Below are 15,855 nucleotides of genomic sequence, written 5' to 3' on the forward strand. Positions count from 1 at the left end.
TGGCGCGGCTGCCTGCCCGCTCATGCCCTGCCGGTCAACCGCCGGCCCCCTTTCAAGCCGGTTGACGCGGGCTGAAAGTGTCCGCTCGCGGACAGCCTGTCCGGAAACGGATAATCTGAACGCCTCGGCCGGAGCCCGCGCCCTCGGAGAAGCCCCGCCGACAGGATGGCACGATGTTTGCTGCACAAGCCGAGGCGGCAGTCCAGGCGACGGCACCTCCGATAACGGGGGGCCGGGCACCGAAGATCGCCCAAGATCGTGCTCGAGGGGTTTCATGGTGCTGCGTTCCGCTTTTCACGTCCGGCTGCTGGCCGGCATTTCGGCGCTCGTGCCGGCCGCCGGCCTGGCGCAGACCGCCCCGACCACCGATCCCGCAATCGTTCCGCCGCCGGTCGCCTCCGCAGTCGGCGACAAGCGCGTCTACACGCCAGCGGATTTCGCCCGCTTTGCGCCAAAGAGCGCCTTCGACATGCTCGCCCAGGTGCCGGGGTTCACGATCAGGAGCGCGGTTCAGGAGCGCGGGCTCGGCCAGGCGTCCGAAAACGTCCTTCTCAACGGGCAGCGCATCGCCAACAAGACGGGCGGTGCGATCGAGGAGCTTCAGCGCACCGCGATCGCCAATGTCGAGCGCATCGAGATCGTCGATGCCGCAAGCCTCGGCATATCGGGCCTTGCGGGCCAGGTCGCCAACGTCATCCTGAAGGCGGCCAAGAAATCCTCCGGCCAGTTCGAGTGGCGCCCCGATGTCCGCGCCCATTATGCGACGCCGAACATCTTCAACGGCAATATCAGCTATTCGGGAAAGTCGGGCCCGGTAAGCTACACCCTGTCGGTCAAGAACCAGGGCGGCCGCGGCGCGTTCGGCGGACCAATATTGATCTCCGGCCCCACCGGGGCGCTGACCGAGCGCCGCCACGAAACGCTATTTTCGGATTCCGACCTTCTGACCTTCCAGACCAAGCTCGGCTTCGACGGACCGGGTTCGTCCGTCGGGAACCTCACCCTCGCTTATACGCCTTATTGGGAGCGCTCCCAATTCCGCGACCGCCGCGACTTCGTCTCAGGTGAGCGGCGGCGGCGGAGCACGGACACCCGCCTCAACGGCTATTATTACGACCTGAGCGGCGACTATGAATTCGCGCTCGGGCCGGGGCGGCTGAAGCTCATCGGCGTCCGCCACTGGGACAAGGAGCCGGTCGTCACCACCCAGGTGCTCCGCTTTGACAGCGGCCGGTCGGACCAGGGCACCCGCTTCTCCCGCGATTCCCGGATCGAGGAGACGATCGGCCGCGCCGAATATGGCCTCAAGAGCGGCAAGAACGATTTCCAGCTCTCGCTCGAACGCGCCTACAATGCGCTCGACCAGAAAGGCGGCCTGTTCTTCCTCTCGCCCGGCGGAGCGTTCGAGGAGGTCGACTATCCCGAAGGCACGGGCAAGGTCACCGAAGTCCGCTACGAAGCGATCGCCACCTGGAGCCGCCCGCTCGCCGCCAATCTCGACCTCCAGGTCGCCGGCGGCGGCGAGATCTCGCACCTCGACCGCGCCGACGACGACGAGCCCGCCCGCAAGTTCTTCCGCCCCAAGGGCAGCCTCACGCTCGGCTGGCGCCCCGCCGCGGGGTGGAATGCGAGCCTCAAGCTCCGCCGCCGCGTCGGCCAGATCAGCTTCTACGATTTCCTCGACCAGCCCCGCCTCAGCGAGGACCGCGAGAATTCCGGCAATCCGGACCTCGTCCCGCCGCAAAGCTGGGAGGCCGAGACCGAAGTCTCCCGCGAACTCGGCGCCTGGGGCAAGACGAGGCTCCGCACCTATTTCCACCGCATCGAGGACATTATCGACATCATCCCGCTGCAGGACCGCGGCCAGGGCATCGGCAACCTCCCGCTCGCCACCCGCATCGGCGCCGAGAGCGTCAGCACTCTGAACTTCGACCCGCTCGGCTGGAAGGGCGCCAAGCTCGATCTCACGCTCGGCCTCGAGCGCACCCGCGTCAAGGACCCGCTCACCGGCGAAAGCCGCCCGATCAGCGGCACCCGCAACCGCCGGATCAGCGCCAGCCTCCGCCACGACGTCCCCGGCACCGATCTCGCCTGGGGCACGTCCGCCAGCTACCAGCATTACAACCGCTATTACTACCTCTCCGAAGTCTTCCGGAGCTGGGAAGGCCCCTGGTTCGTCAACGCCTTCGTCGAGCACAAGAACGTCGCCGGAGTCACCGTCCGGGCGACCGTCGGCAACATCTTCAACGCCCGCCACCGCTTCACCCGCACCGTCTATGCCGGCTGGCGCGACGCCGATCCGGTCTCCTTCGTCCAGAGGAACAACCAGCTAATCGGCCCGATCTTCTCGTTCAGCGTCCGCGGCACCTTCTGACCGGGGGGAGCCGGCTGCCCCCCGCCTAGAAGAAGAACCGCACCCGCGGCTCCGCGCGCGGCTTGCCGAGCATCAGCTCGGTCAAGGCCCAGACGCACGCGTCCGCCCGGTCGGGCGAGCGCCCCGGCCCCTCATAGCCGCCCTTCACCGTCAGCCCCGCAAGCTCGTCCTCGAGCGCCGGGAACGCGCCTGCGAACTTCGCCCGCCCGCGCTCGAACAAAGCCGCGACCGGCTCCGCCCGCGCCGCCTTTCCCTCGCTCGCATGGACGAGCTTCAGCGGCAGCTCCGGCTCCACCGCGCGGAGGACGCTCTCCACCATCCGCCCGCCCTGGTTCGCCTCCGCGACCACCCGGTCCGCCTGCCAGCGCCGCGCCGCCCGCGCCACCGCCGCCGCCCACCCGTCCGGCGACACCCCGCCGACGCTCGAATCCTCGAGCACATAGCCGATATCGTCCCGCCCCAGCCCCGCGACCACGATCCCGCAAGCATCCCCGTCCACTCCGGCCGGCGGATCCACCCCGATCACGACGCGCCTGAAGAATTCCCGAGGCAAAGTACCACTTTGCCTCGAGCCCTCGATCAATCCCCGGCTCCACAGCGCGCCCTCCACATCCTCGATCAGCTCGCCCTCCAGCTCCTGCCGCCCGAGCCGCGTCCCCGCATACATGCCGTTCACCGCCGCCAGATAATCCTCGGGCAGATGCAAATTGTCGCCGGTCGCCCCGCGCGACTCCGCGCACCGCTCCAGCCCGCTGATCCGCTTCAGCAGCGTCCCCGCCCCGCCGCCGCTCCTCGGCGTCGTCGTCACCATCGTCCGCGGCCGGTCGCCGAGCCGCAGCCCGAGCATCAGATTGTCCCAGGCCGCCTCGCCGTGCGCCCATTTGGCGATCTCGTCGCACCAGGCGAAATGGTGCTGCGGCCCGCGCAATTTGTCCGGCCGCTCGCCCGAATAGGCATAGCCCTCCGCCACCCTTTTGCCGCCGATCCGGAACGAGGCCATCTTCCGGCTCGCCACCCACCGCACCGCCTCCTCCGTCCCAGCGCAGGCGGCGAGCCCGCTTTCCCCCTTCACCATCACCTTCTCGACATCGTCCATGTTCGCCCCCACCAGCGCGATCCGAAGCATCCCGCCCCCGCTCCTCCCCGTGCCCTCACCCTGCTCCACAGCCATTCCGCACCCGTCCGCGTCTTCCCGAAGCCGCGCCCGGCCATCATCAGCCACACCCGCCAGTCCCCCTCCGGCTCGAACTGCCCCCGGAGCGCCCGGAGGCACCAATGCTCCTCGACGAGCCGCCGCACCGGCGCCGGCAGCCCTTTCAGGAGCCGCTCCAGATCCTCCTCCTTCAGCTGGCACGCCCGATGGACGAGCGCCCGCAACACCCTCTCGTCCACCGCCGATCTCCCGCACAAAAAAAGGCAGGCCGAAGCCTGCCGTTCCCGTTCCCCAACACGCTCACCTGGAGCCGCAACCCGGCGCCCCCTTCGCCTTCGGCGAAACCCTAAGCCGCCGCCCCGCCGCAATCCTCGGGCGGCACCGGCGGAAACGCCTTCAGCCGCTTCGCGAGCGCCTTGCAGGCTTCCTCGACCGTCGCCTTCTCCGGCGGCCGCCCGCTCTTCGCCTCGCCCGAAAGCCCCCGCGAATGCTCGCGAAGCTGCCCGATCAACTTGTAGAGGTCGGCGATCTGCTTGGCGTCCGGCGGCCCGTCCATCGCCACCTTCAGCGTGGCCGTGCGCCCCGAAGCCGCCGCTTCCGCCCGCTCGAGCTCCAGCTGCAGCCGAAGCGCGACCAGCTTCGCCGCCCCCTGCTCCAGCGCCGACCACCAGAGCTCCCGGAACTCCGCATCCTTCCGCCGGTGGGTGTAGGGCGTATTGACGCAAACCCCCGCCGCCTCCGCCGCCGCCTCCACATTGCAGCTGCACGAAAGCGCCTCCAGGAACAGCTCCTTCTTCCGAGCCCCAAACAACGCCCGCCTCCGCGTGCGCCGCTTCTGGATCCGCCGCTTGTTCCCCGGCACGATCGTCTCTTCATCCTGGTTCAATTGCACATCCATCTCCGGTCTCCTTTTCCCGCCACGAAAAAAGCCGGCGCGTTCCCGCACCGGCTTCACTTCCTCTTCATTCCGGATCCGGTCCGGAACTCACCTGACCTAACCCATTTCCGCTCATCCTGAGGCTGTCGAAGTATCATCCCGAGTAGGCGCTGAGCCCGCCTAAGCGCCGTATCGGACCCGCAGACGAGCGCCAGCTCAACAGTATCCTGCCTGTCCTGAGCCTCGCCGAAGGAAGCCCGCCGAAGGGCGGTCCTTCCGCGCACGAAAAAGGCCGCAGCGTCACCGCCACCGCCTAACTCCCTCCGCTCATCCAGAGGCTCTTACGAGCGACACCGAGGGCCTGCCGAAGTCGCAGACGAGCGCCAGCTCAACGGCACCCGGACCTCTATGGGGGGGCATCGCTTGTCCGCCCCCCGCCTCAGCGGCGACTCACCCGCAATTCTGGAGCGTTCCTGTTTTGTGCCATAACAGCGTCACGCTGTCAAGACTGACGCGGCCTGCTGTTGTACCTGAGAGAGTGCCCCAACTACTGGGCGCGTCTGGTAGTCAAGCGAACAACTCAGAGAGGGATCTCTTTCCCGCCGTCGTCTGGTCTATAGAGCCAGTTCTCAATGAACGATCTAGCGGCTATAGCCGCATTTAGAGCAGCAACTGGCTGCCAAGTGTCTCCCTTCCGCCTTGTCCCGTGGTCAGAAACTCCGCGAAAAACGAACCACGGGATCTGCTTGCGGCGACAGGCTGCAGCAAATCCAGACCCCTCCATTTCCAATGCGACGATCTCGTCACCAAATCTGGTGCTTAATTGCGGTAACGGATTATCCCTCCTGAGCTTCTCCCCGGCAAGAACGATGCCGTCCCGGTATTTCGGGTGCCGGGCCCTCGCAACCGCAGGCGCAGGTGACCCCGATTTGGAGAGCACTTCAAGCGCGCTTGTTCTCGCCGCAAGCCAATCCCACCGGTGGGGATTGAATCCGCGGAAAGTCTCGTCCCAAGGAGGCTGCATCGGGTAGGGCACCAGCCGCGGACTCCCTCCCTCCTCTTCTACTCGCTCACCCTCGATATCGTATATCAGTCGAGCGCCTACCACGTCGCCCCTGCGCAGTTTGTCAGGATGTCCAGCGGCGATCCCGACTAGAATGCAGCCGTAGCGGACGTCAAACTGTTCGAATACATCGCGGCAGAAGTTCGTACAGGGGAGGTTTCGCGCTACTCCGATCATGCACACCCAGACAATCAACTCGCCTGCATCCCGCGTCAGCGTCTCGATCCGGACAAATGGGTGGCCGAAAATCCACTTTATTGTCGCCTCCCGCTGATTGACGCCGAAAGCTGCCAAAGCCGAATTGAACTCCACCTCAATCACAGTCATGAGGATCACATCCGCTGGTGTCTTACGGGCCCTGCCTTTAACCAGCTCCGATTCCTGATCTCGCCAAGAGCCAGACCGCAAGTCGGATGGAAGCTGGGATAGCAAACCTAAATCGAGAAGCGTACTGCGATCAGGCTCTTGAGCAGAGCGGGTCTGTAAATCCCTCCAGAGGAAATGCCACCGATTTGCAGCGGCACTAGGCTGAACAAGGCTCTCCGTACGATAGAGTTCATCAAGAATAGCATAACAATCAAAACGCGGATCGCCGTCCTTTGACATCATCCTCTCCCGACTGGGATCTGGTATAAAGATATTACCTCAGGCCGAGCGGGCTTGGCAGGATGCCCCCCAAAGTCCACTAAAACTGCGCGCGCCTCCACTCTCAACCCTGCCGCGTCGCAGATTTCGTGGAGCCTTGCGAGCGTTCCACCTGTCGATGTAAACTCATCGAGAAGAATTGCGCCTGCACCGGTTCCGCGTGCTGAGGTTAGCCTCTTCCACCATTCGAATTCCCCAAAGGCGGATTGACTGCGGAGTGCGTCCATGCCCACGGCTTCTTGAATCGAGGCTCTTGGGATGCTTACCACGGAACAAGCAAACATCGAAGCGAGGCACTCTGCCACAGCGACCGCACCCTCTTCACGAGGCAATACCAGTATTGGGTCGGCCGGCAGCCCTGCCCTCCGATCACGGAGTAACTGATCCAACTTGTAGGCAATCAATGGCCCATTATTTGCCATCACCTCAACGAAATTCGGCACAAGTCCTAAGGAGCTTCTGGATTTTGGAACATCCCTCTCTTCCTGCCAACCTGCTTCTTCAACCATAGACCAGAAGGCAAATGAGGTCAGAAGCGCTGGCTCCCCCGAGAGGCGTCGGTCTGTGCCCGTGTGCTCGTGTAATGAAGCGGGCAAGTACGTGTCCGAGTAGTAAACCTGAGGGACCGATGCCAACGAGCTGAAGCCATATTCAGCACCCCCGATATTTAGTCTCCGCTTTTTCAGGTACCCGCCACCGGGACTTTCGCCCGTGTCAACTACCTTCGACAAATTTGTAGAAAGCACAGCGACGTAGAGGGGAAGAACATCCGGTCGAAGCCGCCGTAGTAGAAGGTCAACCTCCCGCAATGTTTCGCCAGAATCCACGAGGGGAAAAAGTACAAGCGGCCTCTCTGATATCGCAATATCGGGTGCCGACGCCGGCCCCGTGTCCTCCAGCATCGCTACGAGGTCCAAGGATCGTAGTCGATGCTGAAGCGCCAGAGAGGCAGATACATCTCGAAGCCAATCAGACTCCGGAGCGTGGGTCATGATCTCGGAAGTCGCGTCAAAGTCAATCGATCGCTCAAGCGCGTCTACGATGTTCTGGATGCACCGCGTCCCATCATAAAAATATTTCGTAGACCGGCGCGCAGAGCCGCTTCTCCTGAAAATGCCTATGCGCCGGATTAGCTTCTGACGCATCAAGACGAGGGGGTCTTCTCGAGCAAGCTGCAGGAGATCATCGTATCCTTCAATAAAGCGTCGGCCACCCGGGCCCCTACCGTGCAGATTTCCCGAAGGCTCCACTAGGAACAGACCACCGTCTGCTAGCTTGGACCCGATTGCGGATAGGATTGAGTCGTTAGGGCTGATCGCCTTGGACACAAGAATGCCAACCGATCCGCCTCCCTTTCCCCACCACTCCTCTGAAAGCGCACTGACGAGGCTCTGCAAAATCGTAAAATGAGGGATCTCTTGGCGCGGGGGATTTGCCAGGTCGACGAACAGAGCTGGGCCTACCCCAGGAAGGCCCCGAATGTGCTGCTTGGCAGTTGTATATACCCACTCCCCGTCCCGCACGTTCCCGAGTGGCAAGGGCAGGATCGTCGGCGCGCTGAGAACGTCGCAATCTACTCCGACCAAAAGACGAGCAATGGCGGTGTAGAACGCACCCAGCCTCTCTGGTACGCTTGAAGAGGTAGCCTCTCCAATCGCGCACGGTAGAATTCGGACAGCAGCGGAGATACGGCAACTCGATCAGTTGAGAGGAAGCCGCACAGTAATCATATTACCGAAGAAGGACCAGCTCTTCGTAATCTTCACAGCGTAAACTAGAGGGGTCTCTGGAGAAGCCGACGAGATGTTCATAAAATATTCGCCGGATCTGAAAGCCACCGTGCCTCCGAGAACGTCAACTGCGCTATTAATAAGATTGGAGAGGCCTCGGCCTGGAAGGCAAGCATCGGTCCCCGGCGATGCGAGGGAGAAATGCTGTGCACCGGCTGGATCAGCACTGATCCCTGGAAACAGCGCGCTCAGGACAACATGCCAGTCTGGCGAATCTGCCGTCGGGACTTTTCGAGAAGTGACAGTGGCACCGGTCGGCAGCCCGCCTTCAGCGAATGGCTTGATGTTGAACACCAGCTCGGGACTGCTTTCGAAGGAGGTAGCTATGATGGTTTCGCCAGCGTCCAGGCGCGACCTTAGAGTAGAATAACTAGCCACGCCATTGTCCCAGAACACAAGAGTAAGGTTCTTGTCTTCTCTGCGCTGCTGACTGTAGTGACTATTAGATACGTCTAAGATGGACGTAGCTCCGCCGTGCCGGAAGGCGTTCGTAAGCGCCTCATGCACGACGGTGGAGACATACGACCCATACTTCCCCAACTGTCTATAGAGCACGCGCTCTAATACCGGGTCAGTCCATCTTGCACATTCCTCAACCACCAGGCGGTCAAAGCGTGTTGCCTCCTCCTCCTGCTCAGCACTGGTTTGTGACCAGTACTGAAAACCGAAGAAACGGTGAAGGTCCAATGGGACGCGCGACTCGCCATCCAAAGTTTCATATATCTTTTCGTACCCGTAGCGGCCCTCTGACCCTCCTTTATTCACTTCGTCATACGCGTGAACTCGCTGAAGGCTGTCGCTCTCCACTGCGGTCATCAGCGCCAATCCGGTCGCGTTCCGGAACGCTCGGGCGAAACCCCAAGTGCGCATAAACCCTCTGACGGCGCGAGAAAGCGGAAGGCGAAATGTAGTGGTCAAACCAGCCCGCTGCCGTTGCGCAACCTCAGCAATAAGAGCCGTGAGGCACTCGACTAGGATGTGCGTAGTGTCCTCAAGATTGATCAACGCTTGAGCAGGGAGCTTGCCACCGGGCGGATGCAGCGACTGCATTGCGCGATTGAAGGCATCCATTGAAACGAAGCCCGCCAAGTCAACAACTACTTGCGGAGAGGTCTCCATGTGAGCTGGAAGCGGCGCCGAGAAAAGCTGATGGTCTTGTGCTGTGCTAGATGCCGACAAAGGAGACAATGCGTAGACTCCTTCTTCCAGTAGGCTGGAGATGAGGGCATTCAGGGTAGGGTGTCGAGCTACATTCCGGCTCTTGGGACGCTAGCGTACTCTCGTGATGAGCAAGTGTCCAGACCGCATTCCTCACCAATCTACTAGAAACTGAGTCAAATCGAGCCGACACCTGTGGATTACGGGGAAAAGTTTGGGAACCCCTGGCCACCTGCTCTCCCCTCCGAGGCTCGACTGCCTCGCCTCGGAGGCGACTCGGATTCCAGTGCTTCACGATCCCGCCCCACGCTGCCACATTGCCAATGTGCACCGAGCGCCTATCTATGGCATGAGATTTGTAACAGCACGGGCGGTACTCATGGCTCCCCCACCCGGGACCCCGTGAAAGTACCACTTTCACGGGAATGATGTATGGCTGAGAACAAGGACCCCCAAGGCGGCAAGGACGGCAGCAACCCCTGGATGAAGAGCCTCTTCATCTGGGCGGGGATCCTGCTGGCGCGCGTATTGTTCGTTCAGATCATCGACGGCGGCGGGCGGTCGGCGGCGGCGAACGGGATCCAATATTCCGATTTCCTGAACCGGGTCGAGGAAGGCTCGGTGAAGTCCGTGTCGATCGGCAAGGACGTGGTCTCGGGCGAGCTCACCAACGGCGAGAAGTTCCGCACCTATGCGCCGCAGGACGTGCAGCTGGTCGATCGCCTGAAGAGCAAGGGCGTCGCATTCTCCGCCGAGCCCGAGCAGCAGCCGAGCGTGTGGCTGCTCCTCCTCTATCAAGCGCTGCCCTTCCTTCTGATCCTCGGCATCGCCTTCTTCGTGATGCGCCAGATGCAGAAGAATGCGGGTTCGGGCGCGATGGGGTTCGGCAAGTCGAAGGCCAAGTTGCTGACCGAGAAGCACGGGCGCGTGACGTTCGACGATGTCGCCGGCATCGAGGAAGCGCGCGAGGAATTGCAGGAGATCGTCGAGTTCCTGAAGGACCCGACCAAGTTCGCGCGGCTCGGCGGCAAGATCCCGAAGGGGGCGCTGCTGGTCGGCTCGCCGGGGACGGGCAAGACGCTTCTGGCGCGCGCGATTGCCGGCGAGGCGAACGTGCCCTTCTTCACGATTTCGGGCTCCGACTTCGTCGAGATGTTCGTCGGCGTCGGCGCGAGCCGGGTGCGCGACATGTTCGAGCAGGCCAAGAAGAACGCGCCGTGCATCGTCTTCATCGACGAGATCGACGCGGTCGGCCGCCACCGCGGCGCCGGGCTCGGCAACGGCAATGACGAGCGCGAGCAGACCTTGAACCAGCTGCTGGTCGAGATGGACGGCTTCGAGGCCAATGAGGGCATCATCATCATCGCCGCGACCAACCGCCCGGACGTGCTCGATCCGGCGCTTCTCCGCCCGGGCCGCTTCGACCGGCAGGTCGTCGTGCCGCGCCCGGACATCGAGGGTCGCGAGAAGATCCTTGCGGTGCACATGAAGAAGGTCCCCCTCGCCCCCGACGTCGACCCCCGCACCATCGCCCGCGGCACCCCCGGCTTCAGCGGCGCCGATCTAGCGAATCTGGTCAACGAAGCCGCTCTTTTAGCGGCGAGGAAGGGCAAGCGCCTAGTAGCAATGCTGGAATTCGAAGAAGCCAAAGACAAAGTAATGATGGGCGCCGAAAGGAAGTCCATGGTGATGACCGAGGATGAGAAAAAGTCGACGGCTTATCATGAAGCTGGACATGCTCTTGTTTCTCTTCATGTTTCGGGATGCGATCCTCTTCATAAGGTCACTATTATCCCGCGCGGGCGAGCGCTTGGCGTTACTTGGAATTTGCCGGAGCGCGACCGTTATTCGATGTCGATGAAACAGATGAAGGCGCGGCTGGCGTTGTGTTTCGGGGGGCGTATCGCCGAGCAACTCATCTACGGTGAAGACGAACTCAACACCGGCGCGTCGAACGACATCCAGCAGGCGACCGACATGGCCCGTGCGATGGTGATGGAATATGGCATGTCGGAGAAGCTCGGCTGGCTGCGCTACCGCGACAACCAGGACGAGGTGTTCCTCGGCCATTCGGTCGCCCGTACCCAGTCGATCTCGGGCGAGACCGCGAAGCTCATCGACCAGGAGGTCCGCCGCCTGATCGAGGAAGCGGAAGCCACCGCCCGCAAGGTTCTGACGGATCACCTCGACGAGCTGCACCGCCTCGCCGCGGCCCTGCTCGAATATGAGACGCTGAACGGAGAGGAATCGAAGAAGGCGATCAGGGGCGAGGATATCGGCCGCGAGGATCCGTCCAACAAACGTCCGATCCTTCCCGTCGCCGGCTCCTCGATCCCGAGCACCCGCCGCCCCGGCGGCATCGGCGGCCCGGCTCCGCAAGGCGCCTGAGCAAGAGCATCCTCACAGAAGCGGCCGCGGCGGCAACGCCGCGGCCGTTTTTCGTCAGCTTCCGTTCATCGCAGCGCCGCCACCTTCCGCCGAAATAACATAATGAAAGCGAGAGGATGAACATGCGGAACGTGGTTGTTGCACTTGTGCTCGTGATGGGCTGCGCGGGAGCGGCCGATGCCCAGAGGATGCCGGTATCCCAGTTCCTGGCGAAGGCCGACGCGCTCCAGAAGAAGGGCGCGCTGGCGCTGCTTTCAAGCGACATCGGCCTCCTGAAGCGGGAAATCCAGAACAGCGCCAAGCAGCTCAGGGCCGAGCAAGTCGCGGCCCAGAAAGCAGGCCGGAAGACCTCCACCTGCATGCCGGCCAAGGCGTCGATGAACAGCAACGAGCTCCTGGCCCACTTCCGCTCGATCCCGCCGCATCAGCGGAACATGACCGTGAAGGCGGGCCTGATGGGCCTGATGCAGAAGAAATTCCCCTGCCCCTGACGCGCGCCTAGCCGAGCAGCCCGAGCACCAGCAGCAGGCCGAGGAACAGCATCGCCGCGACCGAAGCGAAGACCAGCAGCATGAACGTCCGCCACAAGGCACTGAAGCGGGAGAGCCGATAGGCTCCCCGCAGCTGCCGGTACATGTGGATCGGCGGCAGGAAGGTGATGGCCGCGAAGACGATGCCGCCGCTGACCCCGAACGGCCGCAGCAGCGTTAGTGCGATGAAGCCGATGCTCATGAACGCGATCGAATAGGTGACGAACACGACGTGGTCGTAGACCTTGTAGTCGCGCCGGTAGCGCCTCCGGTGCAGGAACAGCAGCCAGACGAAGGGCACCGAAATCGGGATCAGGGCCCATGAGAATTTATAGCCGTTGGTCTGGAGCTTGTAGAGCAGAAGCTTCGGGTTCTCCTTCGCCTTCCGATACGCCTGGTTGAACCAGCCGCTTTGGCCTTCCATGGCTTCATCGAGCTTGATCTTGCCGCCGTCCTTGGAGACGGGATCGCCGCGCGCGACGTTGAGGACACCGAGCTCCTCCCGGGCCTCGTCGATCTTCTCGTCGATCGCGGAGACGTCCTGCTTCGCCTTCAGCGCCTTCGTCCGCTCCTCCTCCAGCTCCTGCAGCTGGCGGCGCACCCGCGGCCGCTCCTCGTCGGCGCTGCTCTGCGCTTCGGCAACGACATTCTTGTTTCCGAACGGGCCTCCGAGCGCGCTCACCACCGCGAACATCAGGAACACGGAGAAGAGGAACAAGGCCATCGGCGACACGAAACGCGCCCGCTCGCCCTCGATATAGCGGCGGGTGAGCTCGCCCGGGCGCCAGGCGAGGAGCGGCAGCGTCCGCCAGATCTTGCCTTCGAAATGAAGCACCCCGTGCGCAAGATCGTGCCAGAAGGCGGCGAGGGTGCGGTGGACGTGCGCCTGCTGGCCGCAGCTGTGGCAATAGTCGCCGGCAAGCGCGGTGCCGCAATTGAGGCAGGCGCCGCCGCCATGATGGCCCGCCTCCCCCGCCTGCGGCTCGACGGCGCGCGCCATGAAACCGCCGGTCACGACTTCGCCAATGCCTTCGGCCCCATCCATGCCCCCCTTTCTGCCCAAAGCCCGGCCGCTCGTCGAGAGCGTTCGCGCGGGCGCTCCGCCATGCTATCGGCGCGAGCATGATCAGGACCGGGCTGCTCGGCGGCTCCTTCAATCCGGCGCATAGCGGCCATCGGGCGATCAGCATCCATGCCGCAGCTTCGCTGGGGCTGGACGAGATCTGGTGGCTGGTGTCGCCCGGCAATCCGCTGAAGCCGCAGGCCGGAATGGCGCCGCTGGAAGCGCGGTTCCAATCCGCGCGGCGGGCGGCGCGGGGGCTGCGGATCCGGGTGACGGCGATCGAGCGACAGCTGGGGACCCGCTACACGGCCGACACGCTCCGATTATTGAGGCGCCGCTTCCCCGATCGGGGTTTCGTCTGGCTGATGGGTGCGGACAATTTGTCACAGTTCCACCTCTGGCGCGAATGGCGGGCGATCGCCTCGATGGTTCCGATTGCGGTGATCGGCCGTCCCGGATATGATGCGGATGCCCATTCGGCACGCGCGATGGGCTGGCTGCGCCGCTTCGTCCGGCCCGCATGCCAGGCTCGGCAATGGACGACGTGGAGACCGCCGGCACTCGTGCTGCTGAAACTGCCGCCCGACCCGACCTCCGCCACCGCCTTGCGCGCTGCCGACCCCGACTGGCACCAAAGAACCATCAAATCGTTGAACCCCCAGGCGCTCCGCGACGGCGTGACGCGGCGGCCGCTCTAGTAAGGAGGAACATTGCCCGCACCAGCACCCGCTCCGCAGCATCGCGGAGCCCCGGACGAGGTCGAAGCCCTGCACGCGCTCGTGCTCCGCTCCCTCGACGACGACCAGGCAGTCGAGGTCGTCTCCATCCCCCTTTCCGGAAAATCGAGCATCGCCGATCACATGGTGATCGCCTCCGGCCGGTCGACCCGGCAGGTCGCCTCGATGGCGCAAAAGCTCACCGAGCGGATCAAGCAGGAACTCGGCCGCAACGTTCGCGTCGAGGGCTTGCCCGTGGCCGATTGGGTGCTGATCGATGCCGAGGACGTGATCGTCCACCTGTTCCGGCCCGAAGTGCGCAGCTTCTACAATCTGGAACGCATGTGGGCGTTCGAGGAGACCCAGCCCGCGGCCGCGGCGCCGGCGGGCGCCTGAATCGTCATTGCGGGGAGCGAAGCGACGAAGCAATCCGGCCTCCGCAGAGACCCTGCTGGATCGCCTCGCTTCGCTCGCAACGACGGCCTGAGCTGAGATGCTGCTCCACATCGTCGCGCGTGGGCGGATCGGGCGCGGCCCGGAGGCGGAACTCGTCGATCGCTATCTGAAGCGGATCTCCTGGCCCACCAAGATCACCGAGCTGCCTGAAAGCGGCGGCAAATTGCCGCCTGCCGCCGAAAACGGCGTCACCGTGCTGCTCGACGAGAAAGGCGAACAGCTCGGTTCGACCGCCTTCGCCGGCAAGCTGGAGCAGTGGCGCGACGGAGGCCGCCGCGAGGCCCGTTTCATGATCGGCGGCGCCGACGGCTTCGACGATGCTGCGCGCGGCTCCGCGGACCTCCTCATCGCTTTCGGAAAAGCGACCTGGCCGCACCTCCTCGCCCGGGCAATGCTGGCCGAACAATTGTGGCGGGCGACGAGCATCCTTGCGAACCACCCTTATCATAGGGAAGGATGAGCGCATGAAGCCGCCCTTCCCCCTCGCCGCCCTCGCAGCAGCAGCGATGTGCTGCGGGTTCGCGGTCGCTCAGGGCCGTGCCGCATCGGACGAAGCCAAGGCTCTGGCGGTTGCGAAGCGCGAGGCGGCGGAGGCGGTCGCACGCTCCGAGCTGCTCGAACGCCGGGCAGAGGCGGCGACCGGCGAGGCCGCCAAGGCCCGTGCAGCGGCCGCAGCGGTGGCCGCCCGCATCCAGGCTGCCGAAGCCGATTTGACCGCAGCCGAAACCCGTATCCGCATCGTCGAGGGCATGCGGGCGCGGCTCCGCGCCCGGCTTGCGGAGCACCAGGCTCCGGTGGTTCGCCTGACCGCAGCGCTCCAGACCATGGCGCGCCGCCCGCCCGCACTTGCGCTCGTTCAGCCGGGTTCCGTCCATCAGGTGGTCCACGTCCGCTCGCTGCTCGCTTCCACCCTTCCGATCATCCAGGCGCGTACTGCGGGAGTCCGCGAGGAGATGCGGGAGGGCAACCGGCTCCGCCGCCAGGCGCAGCTTGCCGCCGCGTCCCTCGAACAGGGGCAGGAGGAGCTCAGGAAGCAGCGCCGGGCGCTCGCCCAGCTGGAGGAGCGGCAGCGGGTCCGTTCCGCCGAGCTTGCAAGCTCGGCGCTTGCCGAATCCGACCGCGCCCTCTCTTTCTCCGAGGAAGCGCGCGACCTCAGCGACCTGATGGGAACCCGCGAATTCCAGGCGCGGGTGCGCCGGAGCCTTTCCGCCTTGCCCGGCCCAGCGTTGCGGCCGGGGACGAAGCCGCCGGCTCGAAGGCCGGAGGGACCGCCGCCCTACATCCTTCCGGTGGAAGGGCGGGTCCTTACCGGCACGGGCGAAATATCGGACGGAGGCGTCCACGCGCGCGGCCTCACCTTCGCCACCGCGCCCGCGGCCGAGGTCATCGCGCCGCGCGGGGGACGAGTGGTCTATGCCGGCCGCTTCCGCGGCTATGGCGGCATCGTCATCCTCGATCACGGCGGGGGCTGGACCAGCGCCGTCACCAACCTCGCGAACGTCGCAGTCGCCGTCGGCGAGCAGCTGAGCATGGGCGACGCGCTCGGCCGGGCGGGGCAGGATTCGCCCCGGATCTCCGTCGAGCTTCGCCGCAACGGGCGGCCTTATCCGATCGCGCCGCTGCTTCGCCTCGGCTGAACCTC

At 64.2% G+C, this 15,855-nt stretch carries 14 protein-coding genes; 7 read left to right on the forward strand and 7 right to left on the reverse strand.

What is annotated here, in order from left to right; all coding sequences use genetic code 11:
- The first annotated feature begins 274 nt into the window (after positions 1-274).
- Entirely contained in the window at positions 275-2,374 is a 2,100-nt protein-coding gene (locus VF662_RS15050; protein WP_464142717.1) for a TonB-dependent receptor plug domain-containing protein, read from the forward strand.
- Positions 2,375-2,399: 25 nt separating this feature from the next.
- Here VF662_RS15050 and VF662_RS15055 read toward each other — a convergent pair whose 3' ends face one another.
- The 6 genes from VF662_RS15055 to VF662_RS15080 all read right to left on the reverse strand — a co-directional run bounded on the left by VF662_RS15055 (position 2,400) and on the right by VF662_RS15080 (position 9,090).
- Positions 2,400-3,545: a phage terminase large subunit family protein gene (locus tag VF662_RS15055; RefSeq protein WP_464142718.1), complete on the reverse strand. Its 1,146-nt coding sequence runs from the start codon at positions 3,543-3,545 to the stop codon at positions 2,400-2,402.
- A complete protein-coding gene (locus VF662_RS15060; protein WP_464142720.1) occupies positions 3,449-3,766 on the reverse strand; it encodes a hypothetical protein in 318 nt (105 codons plus the stop codon). Before VF662_RS15060 ends, VF662_RS15055 begins: the two co-directional genes overlap by 97 nt.
- Positions 3,767-3,873: 107 nt before the next feature.
- The gene (locus VF662_RS15065) at positions 3,874-4,425 is read right to left on the reverse strand and encodes a hypothetical protein (protein ID WP_464142721.1); all 552 of its coding nucleotides are present in this window, start codon (positions 4,423-4,425) and stop codon (positions 3,874-3,876) included.
- 559 nt (positions 4,426-4,984) lie between these two features.
- Positions 4,985-5,794, reverse strand: coding sequence for a 5'-methylthioadenosine/S-adenosylhomocysteine nucleosidase family protein (locus tag VF662_RS15070; protein ID WP_464142722.1), 810 nt, complete (start codon positions 5,792-5,794; stop codon positions 4,985-4,987).
- A 278-nt stretch (positions 5,795-6,072) separates the two neighbouring features.
- Positions 6,073-7,260 carry a phosphoribosyltransferase gene (locus VF662_RS15075; protein ID WP_464142724.1) on the reverse strand — a complete coding sequence of 396 codons (1,188 nt, stop codon included), beginning with the start codon at positions 7,258-7,260 and terminating at the stop codon, positions 6,073-6,075.
- A gap of 552 nt (positions 7,261-7,812) precedes the next feature.
- A complete protein-coding gene (locus VF662_RS15080) occupies positions 7,813-9,090 on the reverse strand; it encodes a hypothetical protein (RefSeq protein WP_464142725.1) in 1,278 nt (425 codons plus the stop codon).
- 402 nt (positions 9,091-9,492) lie between these two features.
- Here VF662_RS15080 and ftsH point away from each other — a divergent pair, with 402 nt between their 5' ends.
- Together ftsH and VF662_RS15090 are read left to right on the forward strand one after the other, a co-directional pair.
- Positions 9,493-11,448 (forward strand): ATP-dependent zinc metalloprotease FtsH, encoded by a 1,956-nt coding sequence (ftsH, locus tag VF662_RS15085; RefSeq protein WP_464142726.1) that lies wholly within the window; start codon positions 9,493-9,495, stop codon positions 11,446-11,448.
- A gap of 122 nt (positions 11,449-11,570) precedes the next feature.
- On the forward strand, positions 11,571-11,939 hold the full coding sequence (locus tag VF662_RS15090) for a hypothetical protein (protein WP_464142728.1): 369 nt from the start codon (positions 11,571-11,573) through the stop codon (positions 11,937-11,939).
- Between the two features lie 7 nt (positions 11,940-11,946).
- Here VF662_RS15090 and VF662_RS15095 read toward each other — a convergent pair whose 3' ends face one another.
- Complete coding sequence (locus VF662_RS15095) at positions 11,947-13,023, reverse strand: DUF3667 domain-containing protein (protein WP_464142729.1); 1,077 nt, start codon at positions 13,021-13,023, stop codon at positions 11,947-11,949.
- Positions 13,024-13,100: 77 nt separating this feature from the next.
- Here VF662_RS15095 and VF662_RS15100 point away from each other — a divergent pair, with 77 nt between their 5' ends.
- From VF662_RS15100 to VF662_RS15115, 4 genes are all read left to right on the forward strand, one after another.
- The gene (locus VF662_RS15100; RefSeq protein WP_464142731.1) at positions 13,101-13,739 is read left to right on the forward strand and encodes a nicotinate-nucleotide adenylyltransferase; all 639 of its coding nucleotides are present in this window, start codon (positions 13,101-13,103) and stop codon (positions 13,737-13,739) included.
- 12 nt (positions 13,740-13,751) lie between these two features.
- Positions 13,752-14,153, forward strand: a complete 402-nt coding sequence (rsfS, locus tag VF662_RS15105; RefSeq protein WP_464142732.1) for a ribosome silencing factor — start codon at positions 13,752-13,754, stop codon at positions 14,151-14,153.
- A gap of 97 nt (positions 14,154-14,250) precedes the next feature.
- Positions 14,251-14,673 carry a 23S rRNA (pseudouridine(1915)-N(3))-methyltransferase RlmH gene (locus VF662_RS15110; protein ID WP_464142733.1) on the forward strand — a complete coding sequence of 141 codons (423 nt, stop codon included), beginning with the start codon at positions 14,251-14,253 and terminating at the stop codon, positions 14,671-14,673.
- A gap of 4 nt (positions 14,674-14,677) precedes the next feature.
- Entirely contained in the window at positions 14,678-15,850 is a 1,173-nt protein-coding gene (locus tag VF662_RS15115; RefSeq protein ID WP_464142735.1) for a murein hydrolase activator EnvC family protein, read from the forward strand.
- Positions 15,851-15,855 lie beyond the last annotated feature (5 nt).

This window comes from Allosphingosinicella sp. (assembly GCF_036387215.1).
Taxonomy (GTDB): Bacteria; Pseudomonadota; Alphaproteobacteria; order Sphingomonadales; family Sphingomonadaceae; genus Allosphingosinicella.

Excerpts from the sequence above, each read along its gene's own strand:
- VF662_RS15110 (WP_464142733.1), top strand. The coding sequence starts at position 14,251 with ATGCTGCTCCACATCGTCGCGCGTGGGCGGATCGGGCGCGGCCCGGAG.
- VF662_RS15100 (WP_464142731.1), top strand. The coding sequence starts at position 13,101 with ATGATCAGGACCGGGCTGCTCGGCGGCTCCTTCAATCCGGCGCATAGC.
- VF662_RS15115 (WP_464142735.1), top strand. The coding sequence starts at position 14,678 with ATGAAGCCGCCCTTCCCCCTCGCCGCCCTCGCAGCAGCAGCGATGTGC.
- ftsH (WP_464142726.1), top strand. The coding sequence starts at position 9,493 with ATGGCTGAGAACAAGGACCCCCAAGGCGGCAAGGACGGCAGCAACCCC.
- VF662_RS15070 (WP_464142722.1), bottom strand. The coding sequence starts at position 5,794 with ATGACTGTGATTGAGGTGGAGTTCAATTCGGCTTTGGCAGCTTTCGGC.
- VF662_RS15050 (WP_464142717.1), top strand. The coding sequence starts at position 275 with ATGGTGCTGCGTTCCGCTTTTCACGTCCGGCTGCTGGCCGGCATTTCG.
- VF662_RS15055 (WP_464142718.1), bottom strand. The coding sequence starts at position 3,545 with ATGGCTGTGGAGCAGGGTGAGGGCACGGGGAGGAGCGGGGGCGGGATG.
- VF662_RS15095 (WP_464142729.1), bottom strand. The coding sequence starts at position 13,023 with ATGGATGGGGCCGAAGGCATTGGCGAAGTCGTGACCGGCGGTTTCATG.
- VF662_RS15065 (WP_464142721.1), bottom strand. The coding sequence starts at position 4,425 with ATGGATGTGCAATTGAACCAGGATGAAGAGACGATCGTGCCGGGGAAC.
- VF662_RS15090 (WP_464142728.1), top strand. The coding sequence starts at position 11,571 with ATGCGGAACGTGGTTGTTGCACTTGTGCTCGTGATGGGCTGCGCGGGA.